The sequence below is a fragment of the Lysinibacillus sp. JK80 genome (assembly GCF_027557635.1).
In the GTDB taxonomy this organism is placed as follows: domain Bacteria; phylum Bacillota; class Bacilli; order Bacillales_A; family Planococcaceae; genus Lysinibacillus; species Lysinibacillus capsici.
In genome coordinates, this window is record NZ_CP058997.1 from 222,465 (window position 1) to 242,492 (window position 20,028).

Genomic DNA, 20,028 nt, shown 5'->3' on the forward strand with positions numbered 1-20,028 from the left:
TTACCTATACATAATAGCTATACAGCAAATCCACCAGCAACAGATCACCAAATTGTACACATATAACATAGGCTGAATTGCCAACTTCCGAGTGCGTATACTCTGTATTAAGGAAAGTAACGGTTTATCGTTAATGAACGGCGTAATCATTTATGGTACAGAGGAAGTGATAGAAAGAAACCAGACTTGGGAAGTGGAGGAATATGCAAAGGCTATATTGCAATTGGTGATGATAGTGGAGGAATGGTCTTTTTAATGGACATAAGGCAGAGGATTATCGTGTTTTAGCAGTAGATAGTGGTGATATGAACCCAGAGCATGCAACATGATTACTTGTGATTTCTACAAGTGGCTACAAGAAGGGTGTCAGTATTAGCAAAAGAGAAAAATGAAAAAGCTTTCCTACTAGAAGGAAGGAGCTTTTTCATATTGTTTTCTATGTCTACTTTTGGTGAAAAAAATTGAAAATAAAGCAAAATATACGTAATCTATTATTTTTTGAATTTTTTAGAAAATTATGTTGAATTATTAGAGAGAGGTAGTATAATGAAAATACAGTTACATAAATGGTTAATAATTCCTTATTAAGAGGAATTATTGGCAAAAAATAGTGACTATAAATTAAAAAAATGAAGAAATGAGGCGATTTTAATGATTAACATGATTCAATATTTAGAGCAAAACCCGACGTTGGTGACATTGTTAAAAGAAAAAAAAGCTTCTCTCATTGGAGTAACAGAACTTGAACAAAAAGCAATATTAGATTCTTTTGAAGAAAAGTTAGGTCCTGAGTGGGGACTGTGGAACTAAAATTAAAAATAAAAGAAAAATGGTTTTTGAGTGCTATAAGTATCTATTTAATGTTGGGTGTTTATTTATTATTTATTACTTATAGCACTTCATTTTTAGGTATAAAAATAAAAAAAGAGAATGAACAATGGCTTGTAACGGATTTTTATTATAAAGACTGGGCAGCAGAACGACAAATAACTCCTGGAGATAATGTAGTAAAAATCGATGGAAATAAAATAAACGACATTCCATTATAAAAAGTGAATATATTATCAGGGAAGCAAAGAGTTTAACCATAAGGCAACCTAATGGGAATTTGGTTCACATCCAAATAAAACCATTAGCTATTCCTGAGTATTTTTATTTTGTATTTATAGTACCAACGTGTTACTTTTTCTTAACTTTAATGATTTCATTGTATTTATATTTTAAACAAAGAAATACGCCATTATTGGATTTATTGATATTGTTTATATTAACTGTATCATTAGCATATGTAAGCTTAGGTGCCTCTGGTATCTTAAATAATTTTGGAATTATGTTAATCGCGGTAGTATGCTACTCTGCCTAGTTCTTTTATTACATTTTTTAAAAGAGTATTTTAGCTTTCTAAATATAAAATGGCCGTTGTTAAAAAATATTAAGGTATTATATATACTTCCTCTAACTGTAGTAATTCTAAGTATCTTCGGTATAGTCTTTGACGACTCATTCTCTAGTTTCAAGTATTATTTTGGGCATATTTTTCTTATTACTAGTAGCCATTCTTAGCATTATGATTATTAGTTATATTATATATAGAGTGCCAAAACTTAAAATACTTATTAGTAGTATTATTATTCCATTTATACCTTTCTTATTTCTATATGCGTTACCTGAGACTTTTTTTCATAGGCAAATTCTTTCGGCAGATATAAGTTCCATATTTCTTTTACTAATTCCATTCAGCTTCATTTTCACACAACTCACTGAACGTATTTTTGATATGGAGTATTTCATTTCTCGATTGCGTTATTATTTAATTTCTCATTTGGCTTTACGATATGGCTGTTAATCGGTTTATATTTATTTGCAGATTTATCAGTTTCGCGCATGACAGAGATTTTCTTTTTTGCCTTTCTATCGTTAATGGCGTTGTTCTACATTAAAGAGCGGATTGATTATCGTAAGCGGAAAATTTTATTTTCTACAAAAGGCGACTACATCCACCGCTTGTATACGACCGTTGAGAGTATTGGTAGAGTGGTGAAGATTGAGGACTTATTGGAGAAATTTGTACAAGAGGTTGTGGTTCAGCTTGAAATGGAAAGTGTGTATGTGCTCACATATGATTTTCAAACACATCAAGTTACCTTAACAAATAAATCAAAAGAATACACGCAGCATCAAATAGATGAGGTACTAGTCGAACGATTAGGCTTGGGAGATATAAAGAAGACAGATCATTTCTATATCGCCTTTATTCATCAGGATGTGAACTATAAACGAATCCTTGTTGTGGATCATAATAAAACGATTTATCTCAAGGACGAGGAACTGCTATGGCTAGAATTATTGCTGCTCTATTTAAATAATTTTATTGAAAACACAAAAATGGTTGAGGAGCTTTTAAATCAGTTAAAGCATATGAAAGAAGCTGATAATCGACAGCTACCATGGCTCAATAAATTACTCTGGCTAAGGTTCGAGGAAGAAAAATATCAGTTAGCACAGGAACTTCATGATACGATTTTACAAGAACAACTGCACATTGCAAGGGAAATGGATGTCCTCATGCATACAAAAGAAAAAGAGGAGATCCCATCTAAACTTATAAAGCTTCATGAACATATGATTATCTCTCTGAATGATTTGAGGGGCTACTGCGAAAACTTAAAGCCACCTCTATTAGATACATTGGGCTTAAATGCAGCCCTTGAAAAATTAATACAGAAAATTCATAAACGGGCTAATTTTGTTTTGATATACGATTGACCGCCTCTATTTAGAGGATGAGCGTTTAAATTTAATGATTTATCGACTGTTTCAAGAATTATTAAACAATGCGTTAAAACATTCCTATGCTAATACAGTTGAAATACATTTACTGGGCACCGAAGAGGGATTCCAAATTTTGTATAGCGATGATGGTGTTGGTTGTAATATAGATGATATTCTACTTGCCGATTCTATGGGCATACAAGGCATGCAGGAGCGCGTTCAAGCTTTTAATGGAAATTCGCATTAGATAGCAAAGTAGGAGAAGGGATGACGATTCGTATCCAAGTAAGTGAAACCCACATACGAATCCCTATACCTATAAGACCCTGACCCGACCAACTTATATGATACGAGGATAACCAGATGAAGCGTAAGCATAAGTGCATATATTTTTTAACACCTTTTAATCTCTTCGTAGAGGCTACGAATGTGGGTTAGAAGGCTTTTGTTTGAAAAGTATTTATTTATAATCAAAAATGATAAAATGTTATCAAAAAATATTATTTGGTAAATAGTAAATCAGGAAAAAATACACTTTTTAGAGTATTTACCTAATATTCAAGGAAATTATGGCCATATGACCGATATAATTCAGGAGAAGGATTGAGGAGGTCAATAGATTTGAATAAAAAATTATTTTTAACAGCAGCAGCTATTCCTGTTGCACTTATCGTTCCCACTGTAGCAGGTGCGGCCGAAACAGTTTCAGTCACTGGAGAAAATATTGTCAATGCAACATTAAAGTAGAAAATTACCAAATGATACAATCGTCAATGCCTATCAATGGTATTATCTAGAAGAAATTACTGGTGAAGAGGGTTCAACAAATAAGCCCATCTCTGGAGCAACATCTATTTCCTTAAAAGTGCCCGTTGAAGCAGCTGGAAAAAGCATTTTTGTGGAAGCAACTACGACAGACGGTAAAAAATTTAAAAGTGCACCGCGCACTATTCAGCCATTAGAGCTCGATATCACCATTCCAACGTTAGAAGGTCAATCCGCTGGTTTTGTAGCACCTGGAGAAACAGTGAAAGTGGCTGGTATTACTGTAACTGATAAGAATGGTGCAAAATTGCAAAGTGATCAAATTACATATAGTTATCAATGGTTTTATAAATTAGGCGATAACTCCTTTACTATCATAGAGGGAGCTGCAGGTAGTACATATACGATTCCGAAGGATGCCATTGAAAAGGATATTAAAAATATTGCTGTCACTGTCAAAGCAAAAGTGGGTCTTTCTTTTGCGGAATCTAAACTATCTGATACCATCACAGTCTCTAAACAACCCACTGATACTTTAACGAAAGAGATTAAAGCTTTATTGGTCAATGATAATAAATACAATGTATCAAGCTTAGCAGAATTTAGTGCTAAAGTTGCGGAACTAGAAAAAAACTATCAATCCTTATCAGCGGCAGCTAAAGGTAATGTGTCTAATTATGATGTCTTAAAGCGAGCACTTGCTGATGTTGAATTAATAACTAAGTTAAATGAAAAATGGAGCAAAATAGAGACTAGTAATGAAAAAGAAATAAAGGAACTAGAAGAGGCTTATAATAAGCTAGATCTGTTACAGCGTAGCTTAGATGTAGATGAGACCCTATATACGAGCATTAAAAAACTATTAAACGAGCCAAATGATCTTGAAGAGATAAAAGAGGTCAGAAAACTCAATCAAGCTATTATTAATTTATTATCTTATGAGAATTCACTTGTGAAATATGTAGCTTCGGATGTTGATTCCTTACAAGCGAGCGTGAAGACAATCGAAGCGGATATTGAGAAATTATCACAAAGCTACCGAGCCGCTGTTCAAAACCAAGCAATTTTGTCTGAGGCTAAATCGGATATTAAAAAGGTCGAGCAATTCATTAAATCATTTGATAAATTAGCTACAAATAGTACGCCTAATAAACAAGTGACGACTGCTAAATCAATCCGTACAGCCTATGAAAAATTAACGTATAAACAATTAAAATTAGTGCCAGATGTGTATGTGCAGCGTTTGACTACAGCAGAACGTGCAGAAGAAAGCCAAATTATAAATTTAAATAATGTTATAGATAGCTATATTAGCGATGATGTTTATCCGTTCAATCCGTCTGCTGGTTCATGGCAAAGTCATGTCAATAATGTTAATCAAATGATCAAGGAATATAAGAGCTTAACAAAGCCTCCGCAGCACAAATTAATGGCTACGATAGTCTTGTTACCTTACAGAAAGATTTAAAAGCAGCTGAAAAAGTAATTAAAGATATGGATGCCTATCAAAAATTATCTGCAACAACTGGTGTAACGGAAAGTAAACTTAATTCAAGCTATACAAGTACTTTAAAAGCTTATAATAATCTTACAAATTTACAGCAATCACTTGTATATAATGCTGAAGAATTTTACTAAACACGCCAAAGATTTCAGTTGATGGCAATGGTAAAGTGCCTACTGATAAAGCAGCAGCAGAGGCGTTAAAGGCGGATATAGCCAAATTTGCGGATGTTACGAAATATTCATTCAATCAATTAGAAACCGCTGTTAATACAGCTTCTGAATCCTATAAAAAATTGTCTTCAGCTGCAAGAAAATACGTGACAAATTATTATTTATTAACAGCAGCAAATAAGGATATTACAGGAGTAAAATCATTCTATAAAAAAATACAGACTGCTAGAGAAGAAACAGATGCTGCTAAAAAGGCTAAAAAAATTGAAACAGTGCAAAAAGCTTATGCGAAATTACCTGCGAATCAGCAGCATTTAGCAAAAGAACAATATGAAGCTTTATTAAAAAATCAAAATATAGATGAAAATGCATCGAAAATTACACAGCTAAATAATGATATTGCCACAATTGTTTCCAATAATCTCTATGTCGTAACGATTGAACGTATTAAAAATCTTTCTACACAATATAGTAGCCTTAGTTCAAGTGAGAAAAAACTGATTACGAACTATGATATTTTAAAAACTGCGCTTGCAGACGTGAAAAAAGTGGAAAGCTTTATGAAGACCTATGAGAAATCCTTTGCTTCAAATCCAAGCACTGTGATCAAGGCATATGAAAAGCTTACATCTAAACAAGTGAGCCTGATTGATGCAGGAACTAGACAATTGATCATTGATAAGCAAAAAGGACAACAGCAAACGAATGAAAATGCATTGTCATTAATTGAATCCATCAATTCACTTCTTGTAAAAGGTGAATATATCAATGGTTTACAGGAGAAAGTAAGTGAAATCCGTAAAGCCTATGATGCTCTGAGTGATGCTGATAAGAAGGTTGTTAAAAATTATTCGAAGCTCACACAAGCAGAGGCTGACTTGAAGAAGGTTGAAGAGGTGCATGCTATATACGAACCAGCAGGGAGCAGTAATGATGCTGCACGTAAAGCATGGCAAACAGCCTATGGAAAGCTCTCTAAAAGATTAGAGTTACTCTATACAAACATGTATCCAACCGAGCAATAATTGTTACTTCCAGATGGCCTCGAACAGTTTTCGAGGCTTTTCTTTATACATAAGATTTGTCTAGTAATTTGATTGTCCGCTATACTATGTACAACAAAGGAAGAAATTTTTTACATAAAGATTGTAGTTTCACAAAGAAGGTAGGAACAAAAGATGTATAAAATAGGTGTTGTTGGTCCCATTCAATCCGTTGAAAGAATTATTGCCTTAGCACGAGAAATCGAACAGGATATGGAATTTATTCCGTATATATATGAAATAGCGACGGAAACAAAGCATCTTGTGGAGACACATAATCAGGCTGTCGATTTCTGGTTGTTTTCTGGTTACATCCCTTATAAGCTTGCCAGTCAAACGAATGTATCCAAAGATAAATTGACCCATATTATTTTTTCCGAAGCGGCTATTTATCGGGGTTTTTTAGAGCAATCCTATCAGCAAAAAAAGTTTATAGAAAATGTTAGTATCGATATTATTCCTTCGCCTTCTCAAATGGCTTCAGAAAGTCTTGCAGAGATTCAGCATAATGTCCATCATATGTATTTAAAGGAATTTGATGTCGCTATTGATCCACAAGAGCTATTTGATTTCCACTATAGTCTTTGGCAGGCGGGCAAAATTGATTTTGCGATTACTTGTTATCCCTCTGTTGATGAAGAGCTGAAGAAGCGAGGAGTTCCATCATATTGGGTTTCCCCGACAAAAACAGAAATTTATCATACAGTTCAGCTTTTTACAGAGAAGATCAAAACGTCCTACTATAAAGAGACACAAATTGGTGCAGTCATGCTTGAAATTAAGGACTTTGATTCATTAAAAGAGCGCATGAAGCAAGGCTATCGTATTCAATATTTAGAATTGCGTACGAAGGAAAATCTACTACAGCTCTGTGAACAGATTGATGGCTCTCTTATTGAAGAGGGGAATGGTAAATATACGATCTTTAGTACAAGAGGTGCGATTGAAGGGCAAATACGATTTTTACAGGAAAAAATGTATCAGTTGTCGATTGAAATGGAGACGAAGGTGACAGCAGGCATTGGCTTTGCTCAAACAGTGTTCAATGCTGAGTTACATGCTCACCGAGGACTAAGACAGACGAAGGAAAACGAGGCTATTGACATCGTGATGATACAGGATGATGGCACCATTATTGAATCGGTAGGGAATGTAGAAGAGCTATCCTATTCCTACCGAGCAGAAGACCCTTATATTTTAGAAAAACTAAAAAAAGGGAATATTAGTATTAAAACCTATATGAAAATCCATGCACTTGTACAAAAAATGCATTGGAAGCATTTTACGACAAAGGATTTAGCGACACAACTGCAAATGAGCGAGAGAAATGCCCAACGAATCGTAGCAGATTTATGTAATGTAGATTTAGCGAGAATTTGTGGGGAAGAATTGCAGCATACTCGAGGCAGACCTATTAAAATGTATCAACTTGTCTAAAAACAAAAATGTCCCATACCAATCAATGGTGTGGGACATTTTTTTATGCTTTTTGAAGCCTTAAATACTGATAAATTAATGAATTTAGCGGTTATTTAGGTAAATAATATGGATTTACGAAGACGATTATCTATTAAAAATTTTCAAAAAAATATTGTCTTTTTATTGAACTTTGATTATTATACGAATATATAACGAAAATGTCGGTATATAAAAGGGGATTTACGGACAAGGGGGCAAGCATATTCAAGAATAGTCGTGGCAATAAAGAGAGGATTTCTATATATGGGAGGGATATGAATGACAACAAATGAAATAACGAAGAAATCTAGAAATGTCATCCTTGCACTTTTATTTTTAGGCTGGTCTTTAGGGAATTTAGATCGCTATATTATGAACTATGCAGTAGTTTCGATTACAGGGGATTTGCACCTGGATGCATCTTCAACGGGTATTATTTTAAGCGCTTTCTTTTTAGGCTATGCCATTATGCAAATACCGGGTGGCTGGCTTGCCGATAAGTTTGGCGCAAAACGAGTTTTATTGATGGCTGTTATCACGTGGTCTATTTTTACTGGCCTAACAGCTATTGCTTGGTCTTTAACAGCGATGATTGTGATTCGTTTTTTATTTGGCATTGGTGAGGGTGGTTTTCAGCCATCAAGCTCTAAAATTATTGCTACGATTTTCCCAAAAGAGGAAAGAGGTAGAGCGATGTCCATCATGCTTACTTCTGGAGGCATTGTTTCACTCATCGTCCCTTTGCTAGCTGCTTATTTATTAGGAACGATTGGCTGGCGCATGATGTTTATCATCATTGGGGCAATTGGGGCAATAATTGCCTTTTTATATTGGAAATACATTCAACTCCCGCAAGATAAGGCAGCTACTGCTGGAACAGAAAATACTACGAGCAAAGTGAATTTTAAAGAGTTATTGAAAACACCCCTAATGTGGAATTTAATCATTGCTTATTTTTGTATTTATGCAGTGAACTGGGGATTAGTTTCTTGGATTCCAACATATCTTCAAAAAAATCGAGGCTTGGATTTAATGTCCATTGGTTGGGCGCAAACAATTCCTGCCATTACAACGATAATTGGTGTATATGGTAGTGGCTATATCATTGATAAGCTACCAAAAGGTATGGAGAAAGTGTTAGGCTCCATCTCCTGCGCAGTCATTGGTCTTTTATTGTATTTAATGTTTACTGCCAAAACAGTGACGTTATTTATTGGTTACCAAACAGTCGTTTCGATATTTATTGCGTTTGTCATTACATTACTACCTGTTATTGTACTCAAGAAATTACCTTCTTCTATTACAGGTTCTGCAATGGGAATTGCCAATACAGGGGGACAATTAGCAGGGTTTGTTACACCGATGGCAATTGGATTTATGGTGGATGCCTTTAATGGCTCCTTTGATGCAGCCTTTTGGATGTTAATTGGCTTTGCGCTTATCTGTATTGTGTCGCTTGTCACACTAAACGACCAAAAAGGAACATTGTTAAAAGCATAATGAAATTGGAGGGACAAATATGAGTTATCATGAGAAAATTTCAATGTTAATTGAAGCAAAACAGCAAGCTACAGTAGCATTAAGCGATGCGATTTGGGCTGTACCCGAGCTTCATTTTCAAGAAAAGAAATCGATGGAATATATGAAACAGGCACTAGAAAAAGAGGGTTTTCAAACACAAGTCGGTGTTGCGGGTCTTGACACAGCGCTTGTTGGAACTTATGGTTCTGGCAAGCCTGTAATTGCCTTTTTAGGTGAATATGATGCGCTTCCAGGCTTGAGTCAAAAAGGTGGGGCGACACAACATGAGCCTCTTGTGGATGGTGGAAGCGGACATGGCTGTGGTCATAACTTATTAGGTACTGGCGCATTCGCAGCTGCTGTTGCTGTAAAGGATTATTTAGAGCAAAATCATCAGTCAGCAACAATCCGTTTTTACGGTTGCCCTGCAGAGGAGAATGGATCTGGTAAAGCTTATATGGCAAAGGCTGGCTTTTTTGATGATGTTGATATAGCGATCTCTTGGCATCCAGGTACGTTTTCGACTGTGATGACGTGTAGTTCTCTAGCAAACTATGCCGCAACGTTTAAGTTTACGGGCAAAAGTGCTCATGCCGCAGCTGCACCACATCTTGGACGAAGTGCTTTAGATGCTGTTGAGCTTATGAATGTTGGGGTAAACTACTTACGAGAACACATCATTCCAGAAGCGCGTGTGCATTATGCCATTACTAATTCTGGCGGAACCTCGCCAAATGTAGTTCAACCATATGCAGAGGTAACGTATCTAGTTAGGGCACCTAAAAAGCAGCAAGTACAGGAAATTTATCAACGCGTTGAGAACATTGCAAAGGGTGCCACAATGATGACAGGGACGTCAGTGGACATTGAGTTTGAAGGTGCTGCTTCGAATCTTATAACAAATAAAACACTTTATGATGTGATGTATCAACAAATACTTGAAATTGGTATGCCAGACTATACAATAGAGGATGAACAGTATGCGCAGGCTATTTTCAATACGTTTACACCAGAAGTACAAGCAGCTTCATTAGTAGGCTTGCGTAAAGAAGATGCCAAGCTATTACAAGGAAAAGTGATTGCTGATCATGTTCCAGGCATGCTACCTGAATTTATTATGGGTGGCTCTACAGATGTTGGAGATGTTAGCTGGAACGTACCAACCGTACAGTGTACAACTGTATGCATGGCATTAGGGACACCATTACATACATGGCAGGTAGTGTCTCAGGGAGTGACCCCAATAGCGCATAAAGGAATGCTACAGGCTGCTAAAATTATGGCTTGTACAGCCTTAGCGTTGCTGGATAATCCTCTATACATTGAAAAAGCGAAAAAGGAATGGCAAGAACGTCTAGATGGTGAAACATATCAATCTTTAATTCCGGAGGGAACACAGCCACCTAAGCGCTAACAGGATAGAGTCTTCATAGGAGAACTATGAAGGCTCTGTTTTTGCCTCATTTTGAAAGGAGAACGCGACATGTCAACACAACCCAATCATCAGCATCATCTTCTAGCACAGTGGGTATCACAGTATCGTGCAGCTACTAAAGAAGGGCAATGTGCTAATTATATCCCTGCTTTAGCCAAAAAAGATCCTAATCAATTAGCTGTGGCGATTGTTGGGACTGAAGGCCACGAAATCAAAGCGGGAGATACCGAAGAACTATTTACCCTGCAAAGCGTTTCCAAGGTTATTACCTTTATTTTAGCCTGTATGGATCGAGGCTTACCCTATGTTTTAGAAAGAGTAGATGTTGAACCAACAGGAGATACCTTTAACTCAATTATTCGCTTAGAAAGTCATCAGCCAGGTAAACCCTTTAACCCGATGATTAATGCTGGGGCTATTACGGTATCCTCCATGTTGGCTGGTCATTCTCCACAAGAGAAGGTCACAAAGATTCTACAATTTTTAGAACAAATCATAGGCAAGCAATTGAGTATCAATGAAGAAGTATTCCAGTCAGAGTGGCAAACGGCTAATCGAAATCGAGCATTGGCCTATTACTTAATGGATTCAGGGTTTTTAGATTGTCCAGTAGAGGCGGCACTTGAGGTTTATTTGAAGCAATGTGCAATTGAAGTCAATGTATCAGATTTAGCCATGATTGGCCTAGTTATTGCGAATGATGGCTATCACCCACTGTTAAAGAAACAGCTATTCCCAAAACAAGTGGCAAAATTAGCGAAGGCTTTGATGGTAACGTGTGGTATGTACAATGCCTCAGGGAAGTTTGCGGCATTTATTGGTCTCCCTGCCAAAAGTGGTGTATCAGGTGCGATTCTTGCGGCTGTTCCAGGACATGCAGGCCTACACTCGCCGTTTCCTACTGGCTGTGGTATCGGAATTTACGGCCCAGCGATTGATCCAATAGGAAACAGTGTGGCAGGTGTACAGTTGCTGAAACAGCTAGCAACAGAATGGGATATGACTATTTTTTAATAAGTGGAAGATGATTTCAGCGCTTAGTCTGAAGTCATCTTTTTTTCATTTTATAAATAATAAATAAAACGATAAACCAAATGGGTGTTAACAGCAGTGCTGTACGCGTAGCCTCAGAAATAAACATCACTATTAATAAAAAGGCGAAAAACGCAAGCACAACGTAGTTGATAAAAGGTGTCAATGGTGCTTTGAAGATTGAAGCTTCATGTAAAGCGCGTTTTTTTCGTTTGTAGATAATGTGCGAAATGATGATAATGCTCCACACCCATATAAAACAAATTGCACTAATCGTCGTCACAACACTAAAGGCGTTCTCTGGCATCAACTTACTTAACAGAGCACCAGCTGATACAACAATAGTAGAAATAACGAGTGCATTACTTGGTACACTATTTTTGTTGAGTTTGGCGAATGCTGGAGATGCCTGTTTATTGTTACCAAGATTATAGAGCATCCGACTTGTGGAGAATAACCCACTGTTACCTGCTGAAGCCGCTGAAGTAAGCACAACAAAATTTATAATACCAGCAGCAATCGGTATACCTGCTAATGTAAACACTTGGACAAAGGGGCTGCTTGTAGCAGACATCTCATACCATGGGTTAATACATAAAATGACAAATAATGCCCCTACATAGAAAAGTAAAATGCGAAATGGAATTTTATTAATGGCAGAAGGAATATTTTTTGAGGATCTGCTGTTTCAGCTGCTGAAACCCCCACTAATTCCACACCAACAAATGCAAAGACAACCATTTGGAAGGCCATTAAAAAGCCGTATATACCATTTGGGAACATGCCTCCATGTGCCCATAGATTTTCAACTGATACTGCTCCTGAGCTAGTTTGGAAGCCAGTTACTAGCATAATAAGACCAATAATAATAAGTGCTACAATTGTAATAACTTTAATAATAGCGAACCAAAATTCTAGCTCACCAAAAAGCTTAACAGTTAATAGATTTAGTAGTAATAACAATACAAGGCAACCAATGGCTGGCACCCATTGTGGGATATCAAACCAATATTGTGTATAAACCCCCACCGCAATAATGTCTGCCATCGCCGTCATAATCCAACAGAACCAGTATGTCCAACCTGTGATATAACCTGCCCAAGGCCCTATGTATTCGGATGCAAAATCCGTAAATGAAGTGTAGCCTGCATTGGATAGTAACAATTCACCTAAGGCACGCATCACAAAAAATAGCGCTGTCCCTACAATTAAGTAGGCTAGGATGATCGAAGGCCCTGCTAAGGCAATAGCTTTTCCAGAGCCTAAAAATAAACCAGTCCCAATTGTTCCACCAATGGCAATAAGCTGTACATGGCGATTTTTTAAATCTCGTTTTAATTGTTGCTGTTCCACGTTAATCCCCCTCAAAGATGCATAAAAAACTATGACTGGAAAAATAAAAAGAGACTAGTTGTGACACTAGTCTCGGAAAAACGTCAGAATAACAAATACCATTTATTCGCAGATGTCTACATGAAATAGTGTAGCATCGCTTATAAAAGCTGTATTACTCCTCTGTCCTTTTGCCTGAGATAGTGAACCCTTCGGCGACGCAATGTGCGCTCTCTCCAGAATTGCTCCTGCTATAGTTTGATCCATAGCATTCATAGCTTATTAACTTGATAATCAATTATTATTGTAAGATATTATACATCCTAACAGTGCTTCTAAAATTATTCAACAATAAATTTTAACTATTTTCAGAAAAATAGAAGAATAGGGTTCGTAACTGGCATATCTCTAACGAAAAATAGTATTTTTGGTCATACAAAGTGTTTCGTGAAGGAGTTTTTAAATATGAGGTGGTTTATTGGAAGATTGCTCAACGTAGCTTTCGAAGTGCTCAAACATAAGTGAAAACCGCTCCAAAAAGACATCAAAGCGCTCATTTTTATGAGGATCCGACTCAAGTAGCGAACTCGTTCAAAGTAGATTTTGTATCAAATAAGGGGACTATAATGCGTTTTGTTGCTTTACTTTTTTATTTTAATGACATGAAGCTCGTACAGCATCATTTGAAATAGATATAATATAGTAGAAACTCTGAATTTTTTAAAAAAGAAGCCGTCTCATAGTACTTTGAGACGGCTTTTTTTGATCAGAGCATTAATATTTTTTTGCTTTTATTTTACCTGTCCAAGTTTTGAAACCACCTTGAAGTTGGTAAATTTGGTTGTACCCACGTTTTTTAAGAAATAGTGCAGCACGTGAGCTACGGCCTGTATTTTGACAGTATAGATATACTGGTAAATCTGGGCGGATTTCTTTATAACGTTGACGTAGTGTTGTCGAAGGCACATTTCGTGCACCAAGAATGTGACCAGCATCAAATTCTTTTTGCTCACGAACATCGATCAGCTGGGCTTTACGATAGCCTTCTATGAATTGCTCTTGTGTTAGGTTGGTTACGGCTTTTTTGAGTCGTAGTGCATTAATTCCGATATATGCAATTGTGACTACTAAAACGACACCGATTGTGATAAGTATGTCCAAGATTTTCTTACCCCTTTCTATCTTCTCTATTATTATAAAAGATGCGCTAGCGATAGTCCAATGAGTTTGATAAAATTAACTAGGTTGTAGCGAATTCGCTTTTTTCGTTACACAAGCAATCGTTCGCAATTTGAACTGTAGTATAATATTCGTTAAAGTTGACCCACAGGTGGGGCCTGATGGATCATTTTATATTTGTAGGAGATGAGCATATGACAACTTGGTATTTTTTAAATTCAGGGAAATGTAGTCCTTCTTTTAATATGGCACTAGATGAAGCCTTACTTGATTGGCATAGTGAGGGGTTAATTCCACCAGTAATTCGTTTCTACGAGTGGGAGCCTGCGACATTATCCATTGGTTATTTTCAACAAGCTAAGAGAGATATTAATTTAGATGCTGTGCGTGAACAAGGCTTAGGTTTTGTACGTCGACCAACTGGTGGACGAGCTGTCCTACATGAACATGAGCTAACTTATAGTGTCATTGTGACGGAAAGCTATCCGAATATGCCAGAATCTGTGACAGAGGCATATCGTGTGTTAAGTGAGGGAATTTTGCAAGGTTTCCATAACCTAGGTATGGATGCCTATTTTAGTGTACCTGATACAGAGGAGAAAAGAGCGGACCTGAAGAGTCCAAAAAGTGCTGTTTGCTTTGATGCACCAAGTTGGTATGAACTTGTCGTAGAAGGGAAAAAAATAGCTGGAAGTGCTCAAACACGTCAAAAGGGTGTCATTTTACAGCATGGTGCCATTTTATTAGATTTGGATCAAGAGAAATTATTATCCGTATTTAATTTCTCCAGTGAAGAAGCGAAGAATCGTATGCGTAGAAAGCTACCAGAAAAGGCTGTTGCCATCAACAGTCTTGTAAAAGAGCCAGTGACAGTTGAACAATGTGTGACAGCTTTTAGAGATGGCTTTGCAAAATCGTTGCAAATTGAATTAAAACCATTTACACTTTCTGAGGAGCAATTAGAATATGTCCAAGCTTTAGAAGAAAAAAAATATGCTTCAGATGAGTGGAACTTTAAAAAGTAAAAAATGGTATGAAAAAAATATTTTTTAACGTTCAATCCTAGTCATAACAAGTAGTTCTGAATCTATTAAAAAAAGCAAGAGTTGAATTAAAAAACTATATATAGTATCTTTTTTAAAGACATATACACAATATGTAGTGTTTAACGACACAAGATATTGTGTATTTATTTTGTAATGAAGAAAACAAGGGAGGCTAAACGATGGTACTCACAAATCATCAACCCGAAGTAAACAATCAATTTGAACAGTTAAACAAAGATATTGAACAATTCCCGCAGGTACACCCCGTAACATCTGATATGCATATTACACACAAAGGTGTATCAAGACTTGTCATGATCGATCGCTATTCGTTTAAAGACACAGAAAAGAAAACATTGAAAGCCGGCGACTTTGTTGTATTAACGGTAAAAGCTGATCCGAAATTTCCTGCACGTGGTTTAGGGACAATTCAAAAATTGGATATGTCTACAAAAACAGCAGAGATTTTGATTGAAGAGGATTATCGTAGCGCATTAGACGATCCGCAAGAGCAAGAAACGGGTGTGATTACGCGTTCAATTGACGTGTTAGAAAAGCCTCTTGAGATATTTTATGAACAAATTGCAAAACGAAATGCAACGGGCCTTGCCGCTGTTGAAAAACACCAGAAAAACGTCAAGAATGGTTTGAAAAATTTTATGAGCAATTAGTATCCTTGAAATTCATTCCAGCTGGACGAGTGATTTATGGAGCTGGTTCTGAAACAGATGTAACTTTCTTTAACTGTTACGTGATGCCATTTGTCGCTGACTCTCGTGAAGGTATCAGTGATCATCGTAAGCAAGTAATGGAGATTATGAGCCGTGGTGGCGGTGTAGGAACAAATGGTTCAACATTACGTCCACGCAACACATTAGCTCGTGGTGTAAACGGTAAATCATCTGGTTCTGTTTCCTGGTTAGATGACATTGCTAAATTGACACATCTTGTGGAGCAAGGTGGATCACGTCGTGGCGCACAAATGATTATGCTAGCAGATTGGCATCCAGATATTGTGGAGTTTATTATTTCCAAAATGCAAAATCCACGTATTCTGCGTTACCTGATCGAAAATACAACGGATGAAACAATTATCCGTCTAGCCAAAGAAAAATTAAACTTCAAGCCACTTTCTATGCAAGAAGAAGCGATGTATCAAGGCATCGTGAATTATAAAAACATTGAAGGCTTAGGTGGATTTGATACAGCGATCATTCGTGAGGCTGAAAATAAATTACGTGATGGTGGCACGTACACTGTTCATAACCCAGAGTTTTTAACAGGTGCCAACATTTCTGTGACATTAACAAAAGAATTTATGGAAGCAGTTGAAAAAGATGCTGACTTCGAGCTTCGTTTCCCAGCTGTTGAAGAATATACAAAGGAAGAAATGAGCGTTTACAACACGAAATGGCATGAAGTTGGTGATGTTCGTGAATGGGAGAAAATGGGCTATAAAGTCCGCACATACCGTACAATTAAAGCAAAAGAGTTATGGAATTTAATTAATGTATGTGCAACATACTCAGCAGAGCCAGGTATTTTCTTCATTGACAACGCCAATGACATGACAAATGCAAAGGCATACGGTCAAAGTGTTGTAGCGACGAACCCATGTGGCGAGCAACCACTTGCACCATATTCTGTGTGTAACTTAGCTGCTGTGAATTTAGCACAGTTTGCGAATAAAGAAAATCAATCAGTTGATTACGAAGCACTACGTGAAACAGTTCGTGTTGGTGTTCGTATGCAGGATAATGTGATTGATGCGACACCTTACTTCTTAGAAGAAAACCGTGTACAAGCTCTTGGTGAACGTCGTGTTGGATTAGGCGTTATGGGCTTAGCCGATTTGCTGATTTACTGTGAAAAAGAATACGGTTCAGAAGCAGGTAATGCGTTAGTCGATGAAATCTTTAAAACAATCGCTGAAACTGCGTATGAGGCGTCTACAGAGCTTGCGAAAGAGCGTGGTAGCTTCCCATTCTTAGTAGGTGCTACAGACGAAGAAACAGCTCGTTTACGTAAAGCCTTTACAGAGACAGGCTTTATGCAAAAAATGCCTGCTCATATCAAAGAGCAAATTTTAGCGACTGGTATCCGTAACTCACATTTATTAACGGTTGCACCAACAGGGTCAACAGGAACAATGGTAGGGGTAGCAACAGGTCTTGAGCCATACTTCTCCTTCACGTACTATCGTTCTGGTCGTCTAGGTAAATTCATTGAAGTAAAAGCTGAAATTGTCCAAGAATATTTGAACCGTCATCCAGAAGTAAATGAGCAAGAGCTTCCAGAATGGTTCGTTACAGCAATGGAGCTAAAACCAGAAGCGCATGCGGATGTGCAATGTATTATTCAAAAATGGATCGATTCATCTATTTCTAAAACTGTAAACGCACCAAAAGGCTATACAGTACAGCAAGTTGAAAAAGTGTACGAGCGACTATATAAAGGTGGCGCTAAAGGTGGTACGGTCTATGTTGACGGTAGCCGTGATTCACAAGTACTTACACTAAAAGCAGAAGAAAATGATATGGATCAACTTTCATTTGAAGAGGAATTGGTTGAAGAACATACAAAACGTCCAGTCGTATTAGTAGATACGATTCAAGCGTTAGAGTCAACAACTGTTATTGGCTCAGACGTTGGGAATACATGCCCAGTATGCCGTAAAGGCACAGTCGAAGAAATGGGCGGCTGTAATACATGTACAAACTGTGGCGCACAGTTGAAATGCGGTCTATAAATTAGATTTAATAACAGTTGTAACTTTTCACCCCTTTAGATAAGATAATCTAAAGGGGTATTTTTGTATAAATGGAAATAAATACCTAGTAATTTGGGTACGAAGTGTTAAATTGAGAATAGATGTTGAGGGGGGATGGAAGTATAGATGTTTCACAAATAGTTGAAAGAATTAATGAACTTTTTAATGTAACGAATAAGGAAATCTATGCTAATGAATCTGGGGTTACATACCATGCAGATAAAGAAGTGAAGAAAATAGGATACTGTGTTAACCTAACGCTTGAAACGATAGAGGAAGCAAGAATTCATGGAGTGGACATGATGATAACACACCATGATGCACGGGATGAAATCTATGGATTAAAAGAGGCATGCACTGAAAAACTAGCAGCGTATGGTATAAGCCATTACTATAATCACTTACCACTTGATGACTGTAACTTTGGCACAAATGATAGCTTAATAAAAAAATTGAATTTAGAGATTATTAAAAGAACCCATGAATGGGAAGGACTATTCTTCGGTAGAATTGCTCAATATGAGAAAGAAATTGAATTTAAAGATTTCGTAACAAAACTTGAATTTTTACTTGAAGAACCCGTTAGATTTTGGCAGTTCAATGACAAAATGGTGAATCGAGTAGGCTTAGTCTGTGGAAATGGAGGCACAACAGCTTGCCTGAAGGAAGCGGTTGAAAATAAATGTGATGTATACATTACAGGAGAATGTAATTTATATACAATTCAATATGCTCAATTTAAAGGAATAAATCTTATCATTGGAAGCCATACCTTCACAGAATTCTTTGGCATTCAAAGTTTAGCATTAAAATTGAATGACAATAAAAAAGAACTTGAAGTAGTCAGACTAAATGAAGAACATTATGAAGCGAATATTAGAATAAAGCTTAAGGAGACAAGCATATGACGTTATATTCTGTCCTAGTGGCGAACAGTGCTTTACAAACAGTTGATTGTACAGGAATTGCTGAAATAACAGTAAGAGAATTAAAAAAATTATATCCAATTACAGAGAGTACACCAACACAGCCGTGGCATTTGATGGATGATGATGCACGAGTTTTACATGCAGCAGATGAATCAGCTTTTGAAAATTTGAATATATTCGAATGGAATAATCCACCTTACGACTTAGGGCTTTATAATGAAAAATCCTTTGTATACGGCATCCAGGGAAATTGGGGTCCTCAATTTTTAGAAGATTTTTTAAGTTATTTGAAGGAACATATACAACCTGAGCAAGGTGCTGAATTAATTAGGTTCTGGGCAGGGGATTATGATAAAAAACTAAAAATCCTTCGTATTACGATGGATGACCTTGAATTGCATCACCTTGAAAGCTTAAAGAACGAGGAATACATACGTGTCGCTTTTGTATAGCTACCTCTGAATGATGGAGCTCCACATAATAGACAAGCAAAAACATAAAGCAATAGATGAAAAGGCAAATCAAGCCCTATTTCCAAATTCAGAAGATGAGGTAGAAATTTTATCAAAAGAAGTAGATGAATTATTTCAGGATAATTAATCTTAACTATCTACATTTAGCAAGACAAAATTGATTAGCCCCATTCATAGAGTGGAAGAGGCTAATGGGATAGGTATAGTTACTCGCCATTATCAAATCCACCTCGAATAATATAGCGGTAGGTTGGAGGGAACAGATACCTAATCGAAAGCTGTCATTTTGTTTCAAAACGGCAGCTTTCTAAGTGTTGAAAAATAAAACAGTCAATTGAAAGGTAGAAATGGATTTCCGTTGCAAGCTACTTGCTTTCCTGTGGGCGACCGCCAAGCCGCTTCCTCCGCTACCGCTCCGTTTAGTGGCTCGCCTGTCTCTCTATCCCACGGGAGTCAAGTAGCCTTCCACTCCAACCCACCAAAGTGTTACCTTTTTAGCGAAAGTTTTTTAGTAAATTGAAGGTGTTCACTACTCTTTATGAAGTGGTGTTGTCAAACATCACATCTCCACATTGAAAATAACCCTCTAAGAATAT

At 36.8% G+C, this 20,028-nt stretch carries 16 protein-coding genes, 2 pseudogenes and 1 riboswitch; of the genes and pseudogenes, 16 read left to right on the top strand and 2 right to left on the bottom strand.

Going from position 1 to position 20,028, the window contains the following annotated elements; genetic code table 11:
* Nucleotides 1–133 precede the first annotated feature (133 nt).
* The 12 genes from HXV90_RS01160 to HXV90_RS01215 all read left to right on the top strand — a co-directional run bounded on the left by HXV90_RS01160 (nt 134) and on the right by HXV90_RS01215 (nt 11,685).
* The gene (locus HXV90_RS01160) at nt 134–256 is read left to right on the top strand and encodes a hypothetical protein (protein WP_269898182.1); all 123 of its coding nucleotides are present in this window, start codon (nt 134–136) and stop codon (nt 254–256) included.
* 395 nt (nt 257–651) lie between these two features.
* Nucleotides 652–810 (top strand): competence pheromone ComX, encoded by a 159-nt coding sequence (comX, locus tag HXV90_RS01165; RefSeq protein WP_048392269.1) that lies wholly within the window; start codon nt 652–654, stop codon nt 808–810.
* Nucleotides 801–1,049 (top strand): hypothetical protein, encoded by a 249-nt coding sequence (locus HXV90_RS01170; protein ID WP_269898183.1) that lies wholly within the window; start codon nt 801–803, stop codon nt 1,047–1,049. Before comX ends, HXV90_RS01170 begins: the two co-directional genes overlap by 10 nt.
* 835 nt (nt 1,050–1,884) lie before the next feature.
* Nucleotides 1,885–2,766, top strand: a complete 882-nt coding sequence (locus tag HXV90_RS01175; RefSeq protein WP_269898184.1) for a sensor histidine kinase — start codon at nt 1,885–1,887, stop codon at nt 2,764–2,766.
* Nucleotides 2,767–2,800: 34 nt separating this feature from the next.
* A complete protein-coding gene (locus HXV90_RS01180) occupies nt 2,801–3,019 on the top strand; it encodes a sensor histidine kinase (RefSeq protein WP_269898185.1) in 219 nt (72 codons plus the stop codon).
* A gap of 374 nt (nt 3,020–3,393) precedes the next feature.
* On the top strand, nt 3,394–3,519 hold the full coding sequence (locus tag HXV90_RS01185; protein ID WP_269898186.1) for a hypothetical protein: 126 nt from the start codon (nt 3,394–3,396) through the stop codon (nt 3,517–3,519).
* Between the two features lie 151 nt (nt 3,520–3,670).
* Nucleotides 3,671–5,005, top strand: a complete 1,335-nt coding sequence (locus tag HXV90_RS01190) for a hypothetical protein (protein WP_269898187.1) — start codon at nt 3,671–3,673, stop codon at nt 5,003–5,005.
* A gap of 205 nt (nt 5,006–5,210) precedes the next feature.
* A complete protein-coding gene (locus HXV90_RS01195; protein WP_269898188.1) occupies nt 5,211–6,239 on the top strand; it encodes a hypothetical protein in 1,029 nt (342 codons plus the stop codon).
* 153 nt (nt 6,240–6,392) lie between these two features.
* Complete coding sequence (locus HXV90_RS01200) at nt 6,393–7,694, top strand: hypothetical protein (RefSeq protein ID WP_269898189.1); 1,302 nt, start codon at nt 6,393–6,395, stop codon at nt 7,692–7,694.
* 300 nt (nt 7,695–7,994) lie between these two features.
* Nucleotides 7,995–9,215, top strand: coding sequence for an MFS transporter (locus HXV90_RS01205; RefSeq protein WP_269898190.1), 1,221 nt, complete (start codon nt 7,995–7,997; stop codon nt 9,213–9,215).
* A 19-nt stretch (nt 9,216–9,234) separates the two neighbouring features.
* Nucleotides 9,235–10,650 carry a M20 family metallopeptidase gene (locus HXV90_RS01210; protein ID WP_269898191.1) on the top strand — a complete coding sequence of 472 codons (1,416 nt, stop codon included), beginning with the start codon at nt 9,235–9,237 and terminating at the stop codon, nt 10,648–10,650.
* A gap of 69 nt (nt 10,651–10,719) precedes the next feature.
* A complete protein-coding gene (locus HXV90_RS01215; protein WP_048392274.1) occupies nt 10,720–11,685 on the top strand; it encodes a glutaminase in 966 nt (321 codons plus the stop codon).
* Nucleotides 11,686–11,719: 34 nt separating this feature from the next.
* Here HXV90_RS01215 and HXV90_RS01220 read toward each other — a convergent pair.
* Both HXV90_RS01220 and HXV90_RS01225 read right to left on the bottom strand, forming a co-directional pair.
* Nucleotides 11,720–13,056 (bottom strand): annotated as a pseudogene (locus HXV90_RS01220) (amino acid permease).
* Nucleotides 13,057–13,208: 152 nt separating this feature from the next.
* A riboswitch (glycine riboswitch) is annotated at nt 13,209–13,285 on the bottom strand.
* Nucleotides 13,286–13,809: 524 nt separating this feature from the next.
* On the bottom strand, nt 13,810–14,196 hold the full coding sequence (locus HXV90_RS01225) for a rhodanese-like domain-containing protein (protein WP_004231073.1): 387 nt from the start codon (nt 14,194–14,196) through the stop codon (nt 13,810–13,812).
* A gap of 263 nt (nt 14,197–14,459) precedes the next feature.
* Here HXV90_RS01225 and HXV90_RS01230 point away from each other — a divergent pair, with 263 nt between their 5' ends.
* From HXV90_RS01230 to HXV90_RS01245, 4 genes and pseudogenes are all read left to right on the top strand, one after another.
* Entirely contained in the window at nt 14,460–15,239 is a 780-nt protein-coding gene (locus HXV90_RS01230; RefSeq protein ID WP_081010955.1) for a lipoate--protein ligase family protein, read from the top strand.
* A 200-nt stretch (nt 15,240–15,439) separates the two neighbouring features.
* Nucleotides 15,440–18,009: pseudogene (locus HXV90_RS01235) on the top strand (vitamin B12-dependent ribonucleotide reductase).
* Nucleotides 18,010–18,131: 122 nt separating this feature from the next.
* Nucleotides 18,132–18,938 carry a Nif3-like dinuclear metal center hexameric protein gene (locus HXV90_RS01240; protein ID WP_269898192.1) on the top strand — a complete coding sequence of 269 codons (807 nt, stop codon included), beginning with the start codon at nt 18,132–18,134 and terminating at the stop codon, nt 18,936–18,938.
* Nucleotides 18,935–19,411 carry a hypothetical protein gene (locus HXV90_RS01245; protein ID WP_269898193.1) on the top strand — a complete coding sequence of 159 codons (477 nt, stop codon included), beginning with the start codon at nt 18,935–18,937 and terminating at the stop codon, nt 19,409–19,411. Before HXV90_RS01240 ends, HXV90_RS01245 begins: the two co-directional genes overlap by 4 nt.
* The last annotated feature ends 617 nt before the right edge of the window (nt 19,412–20,028 follow it).